The following is a 20,096-nucleotide window of genomic DNA, read 5'->3' on the forward strand; positions in this document are numbered from 1 at the left end:
TTGCGCAACCGTTGACCCCAGAAGGATTCAATATGAGCTGGCTCGATAAGCTGCTGCCGCCAAAAATCAAACAAACCGACCCGAAGAGCCGCAAGGGGATTCCGGAAGGCCTGTGGATCAAGTGCCCGTCGTGCGAAGCCGTGCTGTATCGCAACGACGTCGAGGCCAATCTGCATGTTTGCCCGAAGTGCGACCACCACATGCGCATTGGCGCGCGCGAGCGGCTCGACGGCCTGCTGGACCCGGAAGGGCGCTATGAAATCGGCCAGGAGATCGTTCCGGTCGACGCGCTCAAGTTCAAGGACAGCCGCAAGTACCCGGACCGCCTGAAAGAGGCGATGGACGACACCGACGAAACCGACGCCATGGTCGTCATGGGCGGCGCGATTCACACGTTGCCGGTCGTCGTGGCCTGCTTCGAGTTCTCGTTCATGGGCGGCTCGATGGGCTCGGTGGTTGGCGAGCGCTTTGCGCGCGGCGCGCAGAACGCGCTCGAGCAAAAGGTGCCGTTTATCTGCTTCACCGCATCGGGCGGCGCGCGGATGCAGGAAAGCCTGCTCTCGCTGATGCAAATGGCCAAGACCACGGCGATGTTGACGAAGCTGGCCGAGGCCAAGCTGCCGTTCATCTCGGTGCTGACCGATCCGACCATGGGCGGCGTATCCGCGAGTTTCGCATTTCTCGGCGACGTCGTGATCGCCGAACCCAAGGCGCTGATCGGCTTCGCCGGCCCGCGCGTGATCGAACAGACCGTGCGCGAAAAACTGCCGGAAGGCTTCCAGCGCGCGGAGTTTCTGCTGACGAAGGGTGCGATCGACATGATCGTGGACCGCCGCAAGCTGCGCGAGGAACTCGCTCAATTGATGGCGCTGTTGAGCCATCAGCCGGCGGACGCCGTCGCGTAAGCTGCGAAGGCCAACGACAGACGTCTTCGTCGTCGGCAAAAACGTAAAAAACAGCGCGCCGCTTGAGCAATCAAGCGGCGCGCTGTCATTTCCGGGATAATCACGGTCTCACATACTGCGCGAGGCCCTGCGCCGCGCATGTTTGCCACACCGCTCAATGATTTTCTCGCGATTCACCCGATGACCACATTCCCCACCCTCGACGCGTGGCTCACGCATCTCGAATCCGCGCATCCGGTCGGCATCGACATGGGGCTCGCGCGAATCAGCCAGGTTCGCGACGCGATGCAGTTCTCGTTTGCGTGCCCGGTCATCACGGTTGGCGGGACGAACGGCAAGGGCTCGACCTGCGCGATTCTCGAATCAATCCTGCTGCGCGCCGGTTTCACGGTGGGCTGTCACACGTCGCCGCATTTGCTGTCGTTCAACGAGCGCGCGCGGATCAACGGCCAGATGGCGAGCGACGCCGATCTGCTCGAGCACTTCGAGAAGGTCGAGGCCGCGCGTTCGAGCCTCGCCCAACCGGTGTCGCTAACGTATTTCGAATTCACGACGCTCGCGATCATGAGCCTGTTCGCGTCGCGCGGACTGGACGCGGTGATCTTCGAAGTGGGCCTCGGCGGGCGCCTCGACGCCGTCAATATTCTCGACACCGACTGCGCGATCATCACCAGTATCGACATCGATCACACCGAATATCTCGGCGACACGCGCGAGAAAATCGCGCTCGAAAAGGCGGGGATTTTCCGCCCCGGCAAGCCGGCGATCTGCGCGGACCCGGTGCCGCCGCAAACGCTGATCGACCACGCGGAGCAGATCGGCGCTGAACTGTGGCTATTTGGCCGCGATTTCCGCTACGAAGGCCAGGCCGGCAGCGAGCGTCAGCAATGGAATTACGTCGGCCCGACGCTGCGGCGCTCGGCGCTTGCCTATCCGGCGTTGCGCGGCGCGAATCAATTGATCAACACGTCCGCTGCATTGGCCGGACTCGAGGCGCTGCGTGATCGCCTGCCGGTTTCGGCCCAGGATATCCGGCTTGGGCTCGCGAACGTCGAGTTGCCTGGCCGTTTCCAGGTCCTGCCGGGCAAGCCGGCGGTCGTGCTGGACGTCGGCCACAATCCGCACGCGGCCGCGGTGCTGGGCCAGAATCTCGGCAATATGGGCTTTTTTCCGTACACCTATGGCGTGTTCGGCATGATGGGCGATAAAGACATCGCCGGCGTGCTCGCGCATCTGAAGGGCGAAATCGATCACTGGTGCGTGACCGATCTGCCCACGCCGCGAGCGGCCTCGGCCGGGCAACTGGAAGCCGCGTTGCGCGAGCAGGGCGTGGAAGACAGCGCCGACAGCAGCGTCACGCGTTACGCCAACCCCGCCGACGCGTACCAAGATGCGCTAAAGCGGGCGTCAGAGAATGATAGAATCGTGGTTTTCGGCAGTTTCTATACGGTAGCAGGCGTGATGGCCTACCGTAAATCGCAGCAACACTGAACGGGCGCCACGCTCGAACCAAGCGATTCATGGGAATTTTCTCGTTCGGCAAGAAAGACGACGCGCCAAGCCGGCGCGGCGCAAACACCAGTTCCACCCGGGCCGCCCGTAGCGAGCGCGTGGAGCGGCGGACCCGCCGCACCGAGCGCACCGTCGATGCCGATGCGATGCTGCTCGACCCCACGTTGCCGGAAAAGCAGCGCGCGCGGCGGCGGCTCGTCGGCGCGATCGCGATGGTCGTCGCGGCAGTGGTCGTCCTGCCGATGGTGCTCGACTCGCACCCCAAGCCCGTTACCGACGACATTTCCATCGACATCCCCAGTCGTCCCGCACCGAAACTCGCAAAGCACGAAATCGACACGCAGGCTGGCGTCGCGCCGGACAATCCGACGCCGGACGCGGCACTCGCCGCTTCGAGCCTCGCGCCGGCCGCGCAAGCGCCGTCGAAGGACACCAGGCGGGCCGACGCGAACGCAGCTTCGGCGTCCGCCGCGAAGCCTGCTACGAAGCCGCAGGCGCCCGCCGTCGCAGCCAACACCGCGCCGACACCGGCGCCCGCCACATCGACAGCGCCCGCCGTGACGGCGAAGCCGACCAGCAAGCCGGCAACCCGCAGCAATGCCACGGCCGCCGCGCCATCCGCGGATGAAAACAACGTCGCCGCGAGTGCAGACGCGAATTCGGGCACGCCAGCCTCGCCGCCAGGCAACCGTTTCGCCGTCCAGCTCGGCGCTTTTGCAAACGAAGCCAATGCGCGCAACTGGGCAAGCAAGTTGAAAGCGGCGGGAGTGCCCGCATATACCGAACATCGGAAGCAGGCTGACGGCTCGACGCTCACGCTGTTGCGCGCCGGACCATTCGCGGATCGCGCGGCGGCAAGCGCCGCCATCGCGAAGGTTCGCGAGGCAGGTCTGGGTTCGGGCACGAACAACGGCGCTAGCCAGTAAAGCGAGCGATGTTCACTGCCTTCGACTACGCTGTAATGGCGGTGATCGGTTTGTCGGCCTTGCGCGGCACATGGCGCGGGTTTTTGTCCGAGGTGTTCGGGCTGATCGGCTGGATCGCGGCGTTTTTCATTGCCTGCCGCTTCGTCGGTTATGTCGTGCCGTATATCCCGTCCACGTGGCCGGGCGGCGCGCTGACCCAGTGGCTGTTGGCCTTCGCGCTGGTGGCGATCGGCGTGGTGCTGGTGGCGAGCGTGCTGAATGCGCTCCTGAGCCGCATCGTGCAGGCTTCCGGCTTGAGCGGCGTGGACCGCTCGCTCGGTTTGATGTTCGGCCTCGTACGAGGGGTCGTTCTGGTGCTGATTCTGGTCGCCCTCGCAGGCCTGACCGAACTGCCCCAACAGGAATTCTGGCGCAACGCCTTGCTGCGGCCATATGCGGTAGAGGGCGTGCACGTAATGAAACCGCTGCTTCCGGAAACGCTCGCTGCGTACGTCCGCGTGTGACGATCAGTTAAGCGAAAAGGGAACGCGGCAGGACTCCGGCTCAAACCGGTTGCCTTGTCATCATGTCGCGAACCGTCGCGGCATATCGCGCGCGCTTCGCGAGGCACCGGCCGCTCTGACGAATTTCGTACCTTTGAAGGACATGCCATGTGCGGCATCGTAGGCGTAGTTTCCCATTCTCCGGTCAACCAGCTGATCTATGACAGCCTGCTGCTTTTGCAGCACCGCGGTCAGGACGCCGCCGGCATCGCGACAGCGAACGGCAGCAATTTCCACATGCACAAGGCCAACGGCATGGTGCGCGACGTGTTCCGCACGCGCAACATGCGCAGCCTGCCGGGCAACACCGGCATCGGCCAGGTGCGCTACCCGACGGCCGGCTCGGCGTCGAGCGAAGAAGAAGCGCAGCCGTTCTACGTGAACGCGCCGTTCGGCATCATCCTCGCGCACAACGGCAATCTGACCAACTGGCAGCAGTTGAAAGATGAGATGTTCCGCATCGACCGCCGCCACATCAACACCAATTCCGACACGGAAGTCATGCTCAACGTGCTCGCGCACGAATTGCAGCTTTCGAGCTCGGGCCTGCAGCTCGATCCGGCGGCGCTCTTCAAGGCGGTGTCGGGCGTGCATCGGCGGGTGCGCGGTTCGTATGCGATTGTTTCGCTGATCGCCGGTTACGGCCTGCTCGCTTTCCGCGACCCGTTCGGCATTCGCCCGCTGTGTCTCGGCAAGCAGGAGACGGCGGAAGGCGTCGAATGGATTCTGGCGTCGGAGTCGGTGGCGATCGAAGGTATCGGCTTCGAATTCGTACGCGACGTGGCGCCGGGCGAAGCGGTGTTTATCGACCTCGACGGCAACTTGCACTCGCAGCAATGCGCGACGAACCCGAGCCTGAACCCGTGCATTTTCGAACTCGTGTATCTCGCGCGTCCGGACTCGGTGCTCGACGGCGTGCCGGTTTATAACGTGCGTCTGCGCATGGGCGATTACCTCGCCGAGAAAATCAGGCGCGAATTGCCCGACGTCGCGATCGACGTCGTCATGCCGATTCCCGATTCGTCCCGTCCGGCCGCGATGCAGGTCGCGAAGAAGCTGGGCGTCGAGTATCGCGAAGGCTTCTTCAAGAACCGTTACGTGGGCCGCACCTTCATCATGCCGGGCCAGGCGGTGCGCAAGAAGTCGGTGCGCCAGAAGCTCAACGCAATGGGCATCGAGTTCAAGGGCAAGAACGTGCTGATCGTCGACGACTCGATCGTGCGCGGCACCACCTCGCATGAAATCGTGCAGATGGCGCGCGATGCCGGCGCGAACAAGGTGATCTTCGCTTCGGCGGCGCCGCCGGTGAAGTTCCCGAACGTCTACGGTATCGACATGCCGACGCGCGGCGAACTGGTCGCGCATGGCCGCTCGGACGAAGAAGTCGCGCGCATGATCGGCGCGGATCATCTCGTGTATCAGGACGTCGACGCGCTCAAGCAGGCCGTGCGCGACATCAATCCGGCGCTGAAGGAATTCGAGGCTTCGTGTTTCGACGGCAACTACGTGACCGGCGACGTGACGACCGAGTATCTCGACCGCATCGAAACCGCGCGCCTTGCGCCGTCGTCGCAATCGGATCGCGACGCCGCGAGCGAAGCCATCGACGGCGGCGGTCCCGCTCGCTCGCAGTTGCACTTGCAGTTGTCGGTAGGTTAAATGCCGAGCGCGCGTTCGCGGCATCGCGTGCGTCGCTGCACGCCGCGCCGCGAGCGTGTTAGCATGATGGCTTGCGTCGATTTGATCTCAGCTTGCGGACGCGGGGCAACCCGAAACAGCTAAAGCGAATGGTGGAAAAGCCGCACTTGTCCGCCTCCGCTCCAGCTTTCCCCGCACATGAAGCCCGTTTGTACCGACGCAAAAAGCGCCGGCGCAAAGCGGGCTTTTTTGTTACTGCCGTTCGACCACGCGGTCTGGTTGCATGACGCAAACCGCGCGCCGAATGCAGTCATGGAACTTTGGAAACCACAACGACTATGGACGACTCCCTGAACTTCGATACGCTGGCAGTCCGCTCCGGCACGGTGCGCAGCGACTTCAACGAGCATTCCGAAGCGATCTTCCTCACTTCGAGCTTCGTCTTCGCGAGTGCCGCGGACGCGGCCGAGCGCTTCAAGAAGTCCGAGGACTATTACACGTACTCGCGTTTCACGAACCCGACCGTCTCGATGTTCCAGGACCGTCTGGCCGCGCTCGAAGGCGGCGAAGCCTGCATGGCGACGGCTTCGGGAATGGCCGCGATCATGTCGGTGGTGATGTCCACGCTGCAGGCCGGCGACCATCTGGTCAGCTCGCAGGCGCTGTTCGGCTCGACGCTCGGCATGTTCTCGCAAATCTTCAGCAAGTTCGGCATCACGACCACGTTTGTCGATCCGACCGATCTGGATGCGTGGAAAAACGCGGTGCGTCCCGAGACGAAGATGTTCTTCCTCGAAACGCCGTCGAATCCGCTGACCGAGATTGCCGACATCGAGGCGATCAGCAAGATCGCGAAGGCGGCGAATGCGCTCTTCGTCGTGGATAACTGTTTTTGCAGCCCGGCGTTGCAGCAGCCGCTGAAGCTCGGCGCGGACGTGGTCATGCATTCGGCCACCAAGTTCCTCGACGGCCAGGGGCGCGTGCTCGGCGGCGCGCTGGTCGGCTCGAAGAAGTTCATCATGGAAAAGGTCTTTCCGTTCGTGCGCAGCGCCGGGCCGACGCTGTCCGCGTTCAACGCGTGGGTGCTGCTCAAGGGCCTGGAAACGTTGTCGCTGCGCGTCGAAAAGCAGTCGGCGAATGCGCTTGAACTCGCGCGCTGGCTCGACTCGCATCCTGCCGTGAAGCGCGTGTTCTATCCCGGTCTCGAATCGCATCCGCAACACGCGCTCGCGATGCGTCAGCAGAAGGCGGGCGGCGCGATCGTTTCGTTCGAGTTGAAGGGCGACACGCCCGAGCAGATGCGCGCGAACGCGTGGCGCGTGATCGACAGCACGAAGATTTGCTCGATCACGGGCAACCTCGGCGACACGCGCACGACCATCACGCATCCGGCGACGACAACGCATGGCCGCGTGACGCCCGAAGCACGAGAAGCGGCCGGCATCACCGAGGGTCTGATTCGTCTCGCGGTGGGATTGGAGAATCCGGCGGATATTCGCGCCGATCTGGAGCGCGGCCTCGCAGGCTGAGTGCTGAGTTATCGCAAAGAGTAGGTACATAGCGCGCTGAGCTTATTGGCCAGCGCGCTTTTTTATGCGGCAAGGTTTGATGCGTCGATGCGGCAGCGCCTGAAGCGTCTGAAGCTCAACGCCCTCGACCCAAAATCGTCAATGCCGCAACGCCCGCCATTGCCCAGGCGCTAACCCGAACCGTCGCGTGAATGCGTGCGTATAAGCGCTCTGATCGCCGAAACCGATGTCGAGCGCGATGTCCGCCAGCGAAAGCCGCGGATCGGCGAGCAGCGTGAGCGACGTATCGAGCCGCAGCCGCTGCAAATAGCGATGCGGCGTTTCGCCGAACGCGTCGATAAAAAGTTGATGGAAGCGCCGCATGCCGAAGCCGCAATGCGCGGCAAGGTCGGCAATACGCAGCGGTTCGGACAGATGCGCGCGCAACCAGCGGTCGATCCGCGCGAAGTCGAGCCCGGCCGCGGGCGCTTCCGCGCCTTGGATGCCGGCGCCGGCAATCAACGCTGCGCCGAGGCGCGCAGCCGCGTCCCAATGAAAACGCCGCACATCGAGATCGTCCGCCGGCGCGTCGTGCGTGTCGTCCACGCCCTGCGCCGCGTGTGACGCAATGCGCTGCACGAGTTCGGTAAACGGCGCATCGACGACAACAGCCCGTGCCCGGTCGAACAATCGCTCGGGCACGGCGAGCGTCGCGGCCGGCAAGTCCAGCACCAACTGCCGGTTTTCGCCGAGCCCCGCGTAATCGTGCCGCGCGCCTGCTGGAATCAGCCACGCGCAGCGCGCGTCGATTCGTTGCGCGACGCCGTCCACCGCCATCACCATCGCGCCGTCGAGTCCGAGCACGACCTGGTGGAAGTCGTGCACGTCCGACGCCTGCGCCGCGCCGAAGCGGCGCAGCGAAACGCTAGGTGCGGTAACGGCGGCGTGCGTCATCGAAAATCAGGCAACAGACCAGCAGCGAAACGGATGGCCGAAGCCTCAAACGTCGAGCAGTTCGACTTCGAACACGAGCGTCGCATTCGGCGGAATCACGCCGCCCGCGCCGCGCACGCCGTAGCCGAGTTGCGGCGGAATGGTCAGCTTGCGCGTGCCGCCGACCTTCATGCCTTGCACGCCTTCGTCCCAGCCCTTGATGACCATGCCGCCGCCGAGCACGAACGCGAACGGATCGTTGCGATCCTTGCTCGAGTCGAACTTCTGGCCGTCGGTCAGCCAGCCGGTGTAATGCACGCTGACGGTCTTGCCAGCAACCGCTTCCGCGCCCGTTCCTTCAACGATGTCTTCATACTTCAAGCCGGATTCGGTAGTCACAGTCGACATATGTCGCTCCTTGGTTCACAAACGTAAAACCGACATTGTAGGCGCGTTGACGCAGGCCAGTCGAACAGCGCGGCGTGGCACGCGGATTGCGGCCAGCAATAGCCATCCGGCCAGGCTGGTGGCGTCCGGTGGCATGCCTATAATGGGACTTTCCCAATCATGATGCATTGCCTGAGAGGTCGATCGTGACAACGTCTACAACGGGAACGGCCGGGGCAACCGGGACCCAGCCGGCGGCTTCCACGTTCGCCGTATCCGAACGCACCGCGCATCTGCGCGCCGAAGCCGCGCTTTTCATGCGCGACCATGTGCTGTCCCTGGTGTCGCACGACTTGCGCGGTCCGTTGAACGCTATTCATAGCTGGGCTTATGTGCTGGAGCGCAAGCTCGATCCCAACGATCCCAATTCGCAGCGTGCGGTGACCGGCATTCGCAACGGTGTCGATCAACAGGTGAAGTTGCTCGAAACGGTCGTCGACGCCACGCGCGCCGAGACGAAATCGCTCGCGCTCGCGTATGCGCCGTTTCCGCTGCATCCGCTGCTCGACGAAACCGCGGAAGAAGTGCGCTCGGGCCTCGCGCGTACGCGCGGCGTCGAAGTCGTCGTCAATTCTCAACTCGGCACCGAGCAACTGAATGGCGACCGCGAGCGCCTCGCCGCCGCGTTATGGATGATGCTCACCTTTGCGGTCGAATCGAGCGCGCAAGACTCGGCTGTCACGCTTGAAGCGCGTGCGGATGCAACGGCCTGGCATGCCGCGGTCACGTACGAGGCGAGCGCCGCGCTGGTCGATGCGTCGCTGCCTCATCTGCTCGAAGCGTTTGCGCGGAAGCAGGCTCGCGAGCCGCGCGAAGCCAATCGCATCGCGTGGGTGCTCGCGCTGTGCAAGCGCGTCGCGGAAGCGCATGGCGGCGGCTTCGAGCAACAGGACGCCACCGACGCCGCTCCCGCCACGCTGTCGTTGCGCGTTCCGTTGAGCGCCCCGGCAGCGCGATGAACGCTTGCAGCGCTTACGGCACGTACTTACGGCACGCGTCATCGGCGATTAACTTTTCGACGAGCTTTCACCCTCTATACTGACAACTTTTGTTGCCGGAGCCCGCCGCTTTGATCCAGGTTGTCGCCCTTCTCGGGGCATTGCTTCTCGTCGCCCTCAACGGTTTCTTCGTTGCCGCCGAATTCGGCCTGGTCAAGTTACGGCAGACGCGCGTGCGCAGTCTCGCCGAACACCACGGCATGCGCGGGCGCCTGCTCGCCAAGGTGCATGGCCGCCTCGACGCGTATCTGTCCGCGTGTCAGTTGGGCATTACGCTCGCCTCGCTCGGGCTTGGCTGGATCGGCGAGCCCGCGTTTGCCGAACTGCTGACGCCGCTCTTCAGCATCGCCGGTGTGCAGTCCGAGCAGTTGATTCACGGCATTTCGCTGTTCTTCGCGTTTTCGTGCATTTCGTTTCTGCATATCGTGGTCGGCGAACTCGCACCGAAGTCGCTCGCAATTCGCGAAGCGGAAAAGGTCTCGCTATGGGCCGCCACGCCGCTGTACGGTTTTTATTGGGCGATGTATCCGGCGATCTGGCTGCTCAACACGAGCGCGAACGCGGTCCTCAAACTCGCCGGCCTCCACGCGGAGCATGCGCACGACTCGCATTATTCGACCGACGAACTGAAGCTCATCCTGCGCAGCCGCCGTAATGTCGCGTCGGAGCGCGGCGCGCCGGAAGACGCGTACAGTCAGGACGAGTGGAACACCATCGCGCATTCGCTGGATTTTTCGCGCATGACGGTGTCGGACCTGATGCGTCCGGCCTACGAAATGATCGGCCTGCGTGTCGATCTGCCATTGCGCGAAAACATGCAGGTGGTCGCGCGGCATCGCTTCAGCCGCTACCCGCTTTTCGAGGATGCGTCCGGCGAACGCGTGGCCGGCATGATCCACCTGAAGGACTTGCTGCTCGCGCGCCATGCCGGCAGTACGCTCGACGATCTGTCGCACTACGCGCGCCCCGTTCAATACGTGAAGCCCGATATGCCGGCACTCGAACTGTTTCGCCGGTTCCGCAAGGGCGCGCCGCATTTCGCGCTGGTGGGCCACAAGAATTCGAAGCCCATTGGTTTTCTCACGCTCGACAATCTGCTCGGCGCGCTAGTCGGCCAGATTCACGACGAATTCCGCCAGGGCGACGCCGACTGGTCGCGCATGGACGACGGCACGTTGATGGGCAAGGGCAGCTTGCCGGTCGTGTCGCTCGAACGCGCATTGGGCATCGACATCGACGAAGGCAAGGCCGAATCCGTTGGCGGCCTCGTGATTCAGGCGCTCAACGATTTGCCGACCGAAGGGCAGCGCGTCGAATTCGACCGCTTCGACGTGGTCGTGAAAAAGATGAAGGGACCGCGCATCGTGCTCGTGCGCGTGTACCCCAAGGTGTTCGACGACGAAGGCGGTTAGCGAAAGCGCTAAAGCCGCCGTCAACTCCGCGGCACGCCGTCCTCAACGAGCACCGCAATCGGCATCGCGGCGAGCGCATCTCGTAGACACAACAAGCCGTTCTCATCGACCTTCGGCGCGGCCGGACTCAGCCAGTCGAAGAGCGCTCGCGCGGACAGATCGGCGGGCATCTCGACGGCGGTGTCCTGCCACTTCTCCGGGTCCACCATCGGCAGATCGCCTTCGCCGCCGAGCAGCCCGGCCGCAAGCCGGCTCGCGACGACAACCGCCCACGCATTGCCATGCCGCCGCGCAAACGCGATCACATTCGACGCATGCGCGCCGCGCACCGTCAGCGGCAGATAAGTGCCCTGGCTCAGCAACTCCGGCAAATGCGCGCGCAGCGCGAGCACGCGCTGCACGACCGCGAGCTTCACGCGTCCGTTGCGCCACGTCGACAGAAATTCGGACGGCGGCGTTTGCGCGAGCAATGCGGCGCGCGCGTCGAAATCGACGGGCCTGCGATTGTCCGGATCGACGAGGCTGAAGTCCCACAACTCGGTGCCTTGATAAAGATCGGGAATCCCAGGCGATGCAAGCCGCAAGACGGTCTGCTGCAGACTGTTGAGCGCGCCGGCGCGCGAGATGCGTGCGACAAACGCGGCCAGTTCCTGGAGGAACCCGTCGCGCCGCTGCGGCGCGAGAATGTCGAACAGGAAGTCGCGGCAACCGGCTTCGTAGGCTTCGTCGGGCGTGAACCAGTTGGTTTGCAGCTTCGCCTCGCGCAGCGCCTTCAACTGCCATTGCGCGACGCGCTCGGCCAATGCCTTGACGCCCGCCTGGTCGTCGGGCTGCAGGTCGGGCGGCCAGCAACCGACCAGCGTCTGATACAGCATCGCCTCGGCGGCGGGACCGGGCGCCCAGTCGTAGCTCGTGTCCTGCCCGACGCTGCTGACCGGCTTGCCGTCGAGCGAGCGGCGCTGCGGCGCGTTCAATGTCGACCATGCGCGCAACGTCGCCGTCCACTCGTGCGGAATTTCGCTCAGCACCGCGAGCCGCGCGCGCACGTCTTCACCGCGCTTGTGATCGTGTGTGGCGGTGGTCAGCATTGCGTGAGGCAGGCGCTGCGAGCGCTCGACGTTGCCCGCGTGAAACTGCTCAACCGACAACGCAAACTCGCCCGGATCGGCGCCGACTTCACACCGCGACAACAGCCGGCCATAGCGATAGCAGGCCGTGTCCTCGACGGCCTTCGCGGCAACCGGCGCGGTCAACTGCGAGAACAGCGTTTGCGCGGTGCGCCGCGCGGAGCCGGCATGGTTGGGCGGTGCGCCGTTCGGGCCTTGCTGCGGCTGACTGTGGCGCGCGCTCTGCGTGTCGTCGACGCCGCCGCCGAGCCACGCATCGACACGTTCGAGCACGCCATGATCGGCGCGCGAAAGCGTCGCGCGCGCGCCCGCCAGCGCCTGTTCGAAGAACACGTTGTCGGCGGCGCTGCGCAAGCCGCTTTGCGGATAGATGCGGTACACGGGAAAATGCACGACCAGTTCGGTCAACACGCGGCGCAAGCTGGTGAACGTGTAATCGCGCGTGGCGAGCGAGTCGCGCGCAATGCGATGCAGCGCGCGCGCCGCGCGGTCGAGTTCCGCCGACAGATTCTCCGCGACGATCTTGCGCCGCGCGGCCAATGCTTCATCCGCGAAATTCGGGCTGCGGCCCGTGAGTTCGGCCCACGCGTCGGCAAGCGGCTCTGCACCTGCCGGGTCGTGCAGCAGCGCGCCCACGTCGTTCATGAAGTCATAGCCGGTCGTGCCGTCCACCGGCCAGTCGTCGCGCAGCGGTTCGCCGCGCGCCAGAATCTTTTCGACGACCACATACGGCGTCGTATCGCGCAATTCCGTCAGACGTTGCCGCAGCCGCTGACAGTACTCGCGCGGCTCGGCGAGGCCGTCGACGTGATCGATCCGCAGACCGTCGATCACGCCTTCCTGATACAGACGAAAAACCAGCGCATGCGTCGCTTCGAAGACCTCGGGCCGTTCGGCGCGCACGGCGGCGAGCGTCGAGATGTCGAAGAAGCGCCGCCAGTTGACTTCGTCGGCGGCGGTGCGCCACCACGCGAGGCGGAAATGCTGGCGTTCGAGCAGCCGATGCAGGCGGTCGCGCGTCAGCGGGTCTTCGGGCGAATAGGTTTGCAGCGCGAACTGAATCGCCGACTCGCCGTTTAGCGCAACGAACTCGCGCAGCATCTCGCGGCCTTCGGCGGCGCGCGGCTGATCGGTGGGCTGCGTCGTCAGTCCCTGGAAGCGCTCGGCGAGCGCGCTGAGATCGGCGCGGTCGGCGCTTTGCAGGATCGACGGGTAATCGACCGGACACACCGGAAACACGTGCGGTCCGTAGCCGACATAAAAGCGCCCGCTGTCCGCGGCGAAGTGCAGCGCGATGCGGCCCGACGCCAGTTCGTCGCCATACGGCGCGCCGAGCGTCGGCAGCAGCACCTTGCCGCGCAACGCCGGATCGGGCGAATGCCAGTCCACATCGAAGTGACGCGCGTACGTGCTGTGGCGGCCCCATTCGAGAATATCGAGCCACCACACATTGCTCGAGCCGCCGACGCCCATATGGTTCGGCACCATGTCGACGATCAGCCCCATGCCGTGCGCGTGCAATTTTTCGACGAGGCGCTTCAGGCCCGCCTCGCCGCCGCATTCGGCGCTGACGTGCGTGTAATCGACGGTGTCGTAGCCGTGCATCGAACCGGGCTCGGCCGTGGTGATCGGCGACGCGTACACATGGCTGATGCCGAGCGCGGCGAAATACTCGACGTGCTTCGCGGCATCGTCGAAAGTGAAGCCCCGATGAAACTGGAGGCGAACAGTGGAGCGTGGGACGGTCATGGCGTATCAGGCTCCGAAGCGGTATTGGCTGAAGGAGTGGAAACGGTCGCGGCGCTGCGCGCCCGGTCGACTGCGAGCAGCCGGTCGCAGAAGGCGTCGTCGAGAAACATTTCGTCGATGGGCAGATTCATGCGGCGGCGCCAGTTCGGATGCTCGTCGATCGAACCGGGCAAGTTCGGCTGTTCGCTCTGCGCGAGCAGGTCTTCGAGCGGAAACGTGACGAGCGGGCCGGGCGTTGCCGCGACAAAGGCGAGGGCTTCGTCGACGGGCGGGCTCTCGAGCGGCGGCGCGTCGACATCCGGCGCGGCCACGCCGGCTTCCTGGAACGCGCGCCACAAGTCGGCGCGGTCGCTCGCGCGCTCTTCCTGCGCGGCTTCTTCGGGATCGCGGCCATCGGGGCGCGCCATCGTCTGGCCGATCTTGTTGCGCCAGCTAATGTCGCTGCCGGCCCACCAGCCGGCGACGGTCGGCAGATCGTGCGTGGTCGTCGTGCCGACCGCATTGCGGTCCCACGCCTGCGGCGGCTTGAAGCCTGTGCCGTCTTCGCCGCGTTCGAACCACAGCACGCGGATGCCGGCAATGCCATGCTCGTTGAGCCGCTCGCGAAAGCCGGGCGGCACGGTGCCGAGATCTTCGCCGATCACAATCGCGCGATGCCGCCACGATTCGAGCGCGATCAGACGCAACTGGTCTTCGAGCGGATAGCGCAGATACGCGCCGTTGCGCGCGCTCTCGCCTTCCGGCACGAGCCAGAGGCGCCGCAAGCCAAGAATATGATCGATGCGAATTCCGCCAGCGTGTGCAAAGGCGGCGCGCAGCATGTCGATGAACGCGGAGAAGCCTTGCGTGCGCATCGCGCGCGGCGAGAACGTGGTGAGGCCCCAGCTTTGTCCCGCCTGATTGAAGAGGTCGGGCGGCGCGCCGACGGACACGCCTTGCAGCATGTCGTCGCGGTAGGACCATGCATGGCTGCCCGCGCTGTCGCATCCCACGGCGAGATCGGCGATCACACCGACCGCCATGCCCGCTTCACGCGCCGCGTGCTGCGCGTGCGACAGACCTTTCGCGGCAAGCCATTGCAGAAAGAGATGAAAGTCGACTTCATGGCGATGCGCTTGCGCGAACGCATCCACTTCCGGGCTGCGCGGATCGCGCAATGCTTCCGGCCAGTCGCGCCAATGACCGTTGCCGCCTTGCGCGAGTTGCGCGGCCTGCAGTGCTTCGAAGCGCGCATGATCTTCGAGCGCTCGTCCCGCGCGTTCGCAAAAGCCGTGAAATTCGAGCGCGCGCGGCGTATCGGGCGTGCCGTCGTGGGCCCGCTCATGCGCGCAGAAATTCTCGAACAACGCGCGCAACACCTTCAGCTTCAGCACGACCGCCTTCGGCCAGTCGATCAGCGGCAAGCCTTCGAGTCCGGTCCACGCATCCGCGGCTTGTGCGGATTCCATCGCGGCGCGCGCAGCATCCGCGCCGAACACCGCTGCCGGATCGATATGCGTGACGTTCAACCACAAACGCGACGACGGCGAATACGGACTGAAGCGATTGGGCTCCGCGCTGAACATCGCGTGCGTCGGGCTCACGGCGAGCGCATGCGCGCCGCGTTTTGCACTTTCCGTGGCGATGCGGGCGAGTGACGAATAATCGCCGATGCCGCCGTCGCCCACGCGGCGCAAGCCATACAACTGGGCGGCCACGCCCCATAGCGGCGGCGCCTCGGCGCGCTCGTCGTCACGCAACGTGCGCCATGCGTCGGCGACGGTATAGCAGCGCGACGGCGCGATCGCGAGCGTCACGCGCTGTTCGTGAATGACGAGCGTGTGATAACCGGGTTCGTCGATGGGCGCAAGCAACGCCTCTTCGCCTTTGGGCGCGGTAAAGCGTCCGTCGATGATGGAGCCGCTTTCCAGCTCGATGCGGTAATGGCTGCCCGACTTGAGCGCGGTCGCGGGCAACGCAATGCCGCGCCCGACTTCGGCGGTCATCAGCGGCGGCAGTTTGCGGCCCGACAATTCGGCGTCGAGTGCAGCCGCGCTTTGCCGGATTTGCGTCGCGTTGCCGCACGGCAAGCCCATGCGTTCGAGCAGAACCGCGAGCGTCTTCTCGGGCACGCGATGCACCTTGTGATGCGCGTCTTCCCACTCCACCTCGAAGCCGGCGCGCGCCGCGAGCGTGTCGATGGTATCGCCAGAGCGTCGGGTACTCACGAGCGGCGCTCCTCTTTCCCAACTATGCGAGCATCATGACCGATCGCATAGTCGTTGATGTCGCCGGTCAGCCACGCGACGAACGCATTCGGCGGCAGCACGTTCGCGTCGATCTGCTCGCGCACGCGCGGCGGCGTTTCGAAAATGACCTTGCCGGCAGGCACATCGTTAAACGGCACGCTTTGCTTCGACAGATTGAGCGCGAGCGACAGCGTCTCGCCATCGCCGAGTTTCCAGCGTGCTATTAGCGCATTCGCGTCCGTGCCGTTTTCATCCACAAGCACCGTTGCGTTGAGCGCCTTGCCGTGCTTCAGACGCGGCGTGATCAGTTTTGCGCGTACCGTCAGCGCGGATTTGTAGAAGTGCATCCAGTCGAGGCGGTCTTTTGCTTCGTCATCCTGCGCAGTAGACGAGGCGGTCACGGGCTCGGGCGGCGACGATGCGGCAAACGTCTTCACGTCGTTCGGATCGGGAATCTGCGCGCGACGCTTTTCGTCGCTGAACGACGAGAAACGCGCGAACTCGCGGCGACGTCCTTCGCGCACGGCGTCGGCGAGATCGCCGGTGTAATCGGTGAAGAACAGAAACGGCTGCGTCGAGCCGTATTCCTCGTCCATGAAGAGCAGCGGAATTTGCGGCGACAGCAGCAGCAAGCCGGTGGCCGCGCGCAAGGCGTCGTCCGACGTGAGCTTGCGCAGACGCTCGCCGAATGCGCGATTGCCGATCTGATCGTGATTCTGCAAAAACATCACGAACGACGTAGGCGGCAAATGCCCGCTCGATTCGCCGCGCGGCGCGCCGTCGTGCAGCGGCGACGGATCGCCCTGATACGCGAAGCCCTCGGAGAGCACGCGAGCAAGACGGCGGATCGGCTGATCCTCGTACGCGTGGTAATAGCCTTCGGTCTCACCGGTCAGCAGCACATGCAGCGTGTTGTGCGCGTCGTCGTTCCATTGCGCGTTGAAGTGGTTCTCCAACAGGCTTGCACTGTTGTGCTCGTTTTCCAGCACCAGATGCACATGGCGGCCATGCTGCACATGGGCGCGAATATGATCGGACAGCTCGCGCAGCCAGCGGTGATTGTCGATCGCGTGAACCGCGTCGAAACGCAGGCCGTCTATCCGGTATTCGTTGATCCAGTAGACGGCGTTGTCCATGAAAAAGTCGCTGACTTCACTGCGCTCGAAGTCGATGGCCGGGCCCCACGGCGTATGCGTGCCTTCGCGGAAAAACGAGCGCGCGTATTCGTGCAGATAGTTGCCGTCAGGGCCGAAGTGGTTGTAGACCACATCGAGAAACACCATCAGGCCGAGACCGTGCGCGGCGTCGATCAGCGCCTTCAGTTCCTCGGGGCGGCCGTATGCGGAATCGGGCGCGTAGGGCAGCACGCCGTCATAGCCCCAATTGTGCTTGCCCGGAAAGTCGTTCAAGGGCATCAGTTCGATCGCCGTCACGCCGAGCGCCGCGAGCGCCGGCAAGCGTTTTTGCACGCCCTGATAGCCGCCCATCGCACCGACGTGCAGTTCGTACAGCACGGTTTCTTCCCACGGCCTGCCATGCCAGTCGCAATGTTCCCAGCGATAGGCGCGCGGGTCGATGACTTCGCTCGGACCATGCACGTCTTGCGGCTGAAAGCGCGACGCCGGATCGGGCACCGCATTGCCGTCGTCGAGACGAAAGCGGTACAGCGTGCCCGCGCCGCTCTCGACGCTCGCTTCGAACCAGCCGTTGCCGGCCGGCGTCATTTCATGCGCGCCTTGCGCGGCGCCGTTCTCGATTTCGACCTGCACGCTTTTGCACGAAGGCGCCCAGAAACGAAAACGCGTGCGCGGATTCGCGCCCTTGGGCCCGAGCAATTGCGCGCCGAACGGCAGGCAATGCGCGTAATGATGCGCGTGAGGATCGATTGGATGTTCGGACATGACTCTTCACCATTCGGTTTTGCTGTCGGATTGCTCACGCATCGTTCGCAAACGGATGCTCGCCCGGACGCGGCGGCAACGCCGTCAATAGCCGCTGTCCGTGCTGCGCGCCGGCTTTCCAGCCCGCTTGCCAGTCGGCTTCGCCGACCGGGTGCGCGGCGAGTATCACGAGCCCGCGAGCGGCCACTTCCAGATCCATTGCGGCGAGCCGGTGCGGGGCGCCTTGCGTATCCGCAGTGTCTAACAGCACGTGCCATTCCAGGTGCGGCGGAGGCGGTGTAAAACGCAGAGTTTCCGCGCTCGCGTTGAGCATCATCAACAATACTTCTGTTTCGCCGTTCAGACCTGGGCCCGCGCGCCGCAAGGTGAACGCGCGGCCTTCCGGGTCTTCCCATGCTTCGATCGTCAGCGGCTCGCCGTTTTCGTCGAACCAGCCGATGTCGAAAAGACCCGGCAGCACTTCGCGGTCGCCGAACAGAAAACGCGTTTCGCGCAACAGCGGATGCTGCTTGCGCAGCGCCACCACGCGCGCGACGAAATCGGTCATCTGGCGTCCGTCCGGCGAATCGGCGCGTTCCCAGTCGATCCACGATATTTCGTTATCCTGGCAGTACGCATTGTTATTGCCGTTCTGCGTACGCAACGATTCATCGCCGGCTAGCATCATCGGCGTGCCGAGCGCGACGAACAGCGTCGCCATCATCGAGCGCGCCACGCGTTTGCGTGTCTCGAGAATCGCGGGGTCGTCGGTCGGTCCTTCGACGCCCCAGTTGCTGCTGCAGTTTTCGTTATGGCCGTCGCGGTTGTCTTCGCGATTTGCCTCGTTATGTTTGTCCTCGTACGCGGTCATGTCGGCGAGCGTAAAGCCGTCATGCGACGCGACGAAATTGATCGACGCCCACGGCTTGCGAAAGCGGCGGTTGAAGAGATCGGCGGAACCGGTCAGACGCGCGGCCAGGTCCTGGCGCAGGCCCGCGTCGCCGCGCCAGAAGCGGCGCACCGTATCGCGGAAACGGTCGTTCCATTCGCCGAAACCCGGCGGATGGTTGCCGAGTTGATAACCGCCTGGACCGATGTCCCACGGTTCGGAAATCAGCTTGCGTTGCGAGAGGACCGGGTCCTGGCGCAACGCGTCGAAGAAACCGGAGCCTGGATCGAAACCGTGCGGCTCGCGCCCGAGCGTCACGCCGAGATCGAAACGGAAGCCGTCGATGTTGAACGCGGTCGACCAGTAACGCAGCGAATCCATCACCATCTGCAGCACGCGCGGATGCAGCAGATTGACCGTGTTGCCGCAGCCGGTGTCGTTGATGTGATGCCGCTCGTCGCCGGGAATCAGGCGGTAGTAGCTCGCGTTATCGAGGCCGCGCCATGAAACGGTCGGGCCCATTTCGTTGCCTTCGCACGTGTGGTTGTAGACCACGTCGAGAAACACTTCGATGCCGGCCGCGTGCAACTGGCGCACGGCAATGCGCATTTCGTCCAGCCGGTGCGTGCTCAGATACGACGGCTCGGGCGCAAAAAACGCCGCCGTGTTGTAGCCCCAGTAATTGCGCAGGCCGCGCTCGACGAGAAAGCGGTCGTTCAGAAACGCATGAACCGGCAGCAGTTCGACGGCAGTCACGCCGAGCTTCAGCAGATGCTCGATAAATTCCGGCGACGACAGCGCGGCAAACGTCCCGCGTTCATGCTGACGCAGATCGGCGCGCAGCATCGACGCGCCGCGCACATGCGTTTCGTAGATCACAGTTTCGCCCCAGGGCACATTCGGGCGCTTGTCGTGCGACCAGTCGAACGCTTCGTCGATCACCACGCATTTCGGCATGGCAGGCGCGGAGTCGCGCCGGTCGATGGAAAGGTCCGCGCGATTCGAATGCACGCGATAGCCGAACAGCGCATCGGACCAGCGGAACTGTCCGACCAGTTTGCGCGCGTACGGATCGAGCAGCAGCTTGTGCGGATTGAAGCGATGCCCGTGCTGAGGCTGATACGGCCCATGCGCGCGAAAGCCGTATGCGGTGCCCGGATGCGCGTTCGGCAGGTAGCCGTGCCAGACCTCATCGGTGCATTCGGGCATCGGGTAGCGTCGGATTTCCTTGCGGCCGGTGGGATCGAACAGACACAGTTCGATTTTCTGTGCGTTCGCCGAGAACACCGCGAAGTTGACACCTAGACCGTCCCAACTCGCGCCGAGCGGATACGGCGAGCCGGGCAGAAGCCGGTCGGGCATTGCATGCGACATGGTTCCCCTTCCTTGTTCTGATTCGATG

Annotated in this window: 14 protein-coding genes; 8 read left to right on the forward strand and 6 right to left on the reverse strand. The window is 64.3% G+C overall.

The window, feature by feature from the left end; genetic code table 11:
- The first annotated feature begins 32 nt into the window (after positions 1-32).
- From accD to CUJ91_RS30865, 6 genes are all read left to right on the forward strand, one after another.
- On the forward strand, positions 33-905 hold the full coding sequence (gene accD, locus CUJ91_RS30840) for an acetyl-CoA carboxylase, carboxyltransferase subunit beta (protein WP_006047605.1): 873 nt from the start codon (positions 33-35) through the stop codon (positions 903-905).
- A 180-nt stretch (positions 906-1,085) separates the two neighbouring features.
- Positions 1,086-2,396, forward strand: a complete 1,311-nt coding sequence (gene folC / locus CUJ91_RS30845) for a bifunctional tetrahydrofolate synthase/dihydrofolate synthase (RefSeq protein ID WP_029971420.1) — start codon at positions 1,086-1,088, stop codon at positions 2,394-2,396.
- Between the two features lie 29 nt (positions 2,397-2,425).
- A complete protein-coding gene (locus CUJ91_RS30850; RefSeq protein WP_053859690.1) occupies positions 2,426-3,343 on the forward strand; it encodes an SPOR domain-containing protein in 918 nt (305 codons plus the stop codon).
- Positions 3,344-3,351: 8 nt separating this feature from the next.
- Complete coding sequence (locus CUJ91_RS30855; protein WP_053859689.1) at positions 3,352-3,846, forward strand: CvpA family protein; 495 nt, start codon at positions 3,352-3,354, stop codon at positions 3,844-3,846.
- A 147-nt stretch (positions 3,847-3,993) separates the two neighbouring features.
- A complete protein-coding gene (gene purF, locus CUJ91_RS30860) occupies positions 3,994-5,544 on the forward strand; it encodes an amidophosphoribosyltransferase (protein WP_029971422.1) in 1,551 nt (516 codons plus the stop codon).
- A gap of 317 nt (positions 5,545-5,861) precedes the next feature.
- A complete protein-coding gene (locus tag CUJ91_RS30865; RefSeq protein WP_053859688.1) occupies positions 5,862-7,052 on the forward strand; it encodes an O-succinylhomoserine sulfhydrylase in 1,191 nt (396 codons plus the stop codon).
- Positions 7,053-7,190: 138 nt separating this feature from the next.
- Here the strand turns inward: CUJ91_RS30865 and CUJ91_RS30870 are convergent, their stop codons facing one another.
- Together CUJ91_RS30870 and CUJ91_RS30875 are read right to left on the reverse strand one after the other, a co-directional pair.
- Entirely contained in the window at positions 7,191-7,985 is a 795-nt protein-coding gene (locus CUJ91_RS30870) for an AraC family transcriptional regulator (RefSeq protein WP_053859687.1), read from the reverse strand.
- Positions 7,986-8,030: 45 nt separating this feature from the next.
- Positions 8,031-8,372 (reverse strand): FKBP-type peptidyl-prolyl cis-trans isomerase, encoded by a 342-nt coding sequence (locus CUJ91_RS30875; protein WP_006047612.1) that lies wholly within the window; start codon positions 8,370-8,372, stop codon positions 8,031-8,033.
- A gap of 185 nt (positions 8,373-8,557) precedes the next feature.
- Here CUJ91_RS30875 and CUJ91_RS30880 point away from each other — a divergent pair, with 185 nt between their 5' ends.
- Positions 8,558-9,370, forward strand: coding sequence for a sensor histidine kinase (locus CUJ91_RS30880; RefSeq protein ID WP_006047613.1), 813 nt, complete (start codon positions 8,558-8,560; stop codon positions 9,368-9,370).
- 110 nt (positions 9,371-9,480) lie between these two features.
- A complete protein-coding gene (locus CUJ91_RS30885; RefSeq protein ID WP_006047614.1) occupies positions 9,481-10,821 on the forward strand; it encodes a hemolysin family protein in 1,341 nt (446 codons plus the stop codon).
- A 20-nt stretch (positions 10,822-10,841) separates the two neighbouring features.
- On the opposite strand, the gene treY is transcribed toward CUJ91_RS30885, so the two are convergent.
- Genes treY through glgX form a run of 4 tightly spaced genes read right to left on the reverse strand, consistent with a single transcriptional unit; the run spans position 10,842 to position 20,068 of the window.
- A complete protein-coding gene (gene treY / locus CUJ91_RS30890; RefSeq protein WP_114157925.1) occupies positions 10,842-13,697 on the reverse strand; it encodes a malto-oligosyltrehalose synthase in 2,856 nt (951 codons plus the stop codon).
- Positions 13,694-15,904: a 4-alpha-glucanotransferase gene (gene malQ, locus CUJ91_RS30895; RefSeq protein WP_114157926.1), complete on the reverse strand. Its 2,211-nt coding sequence runs from the start codon at positions 15,902-15,904 to the stop codon at positions 13,694-13,696. The genes treY and malQ overlap by 4 nt, the downstream gene beginning before the upstream one ends.
- Positions 15,901-17,826 (reverse strand): malto-oligosyltrehalose trehalohydrolase, encoded by a 1,926-nt coding sequence (gene treZ / locus CUJ91_RS30900; protein WP_114157927.1) that lies wholly within the window; start codon positions 17,824-17,826, stop codon positions 15,901-15,903. Before treZ ends, malQ begins: the two co-directional genes overlap by 4 nt.
- Positions 17,827-17,860: 34 nt before the next feature.
- The gene (glgX, locus tag CUJ91_RS30905) at positions 17,861-20,068 is read right to left on the reverse strand and encodes a glycogen debranching protein GlgX (protein WP_006047618.1); all 2,208 of its coding nucleotides are present in this window, start codon (positions 20,066-20,068) and stop codon (positions 17,861-17,863) included.
- Positions 20,069-20,096: the final 28 nt, after the last annotated feature.

It is taken from the genome of Paraburkholderia graminis, assembly GCF_003330785.1.
Classification (GTDB): domain Bacteria; phylum Pseudomonadota; class Gammaproteobacteria; order Burkholderiales; family Burkholderiaceae; genus Paraburkholderia; species Paraburkholderia graminis.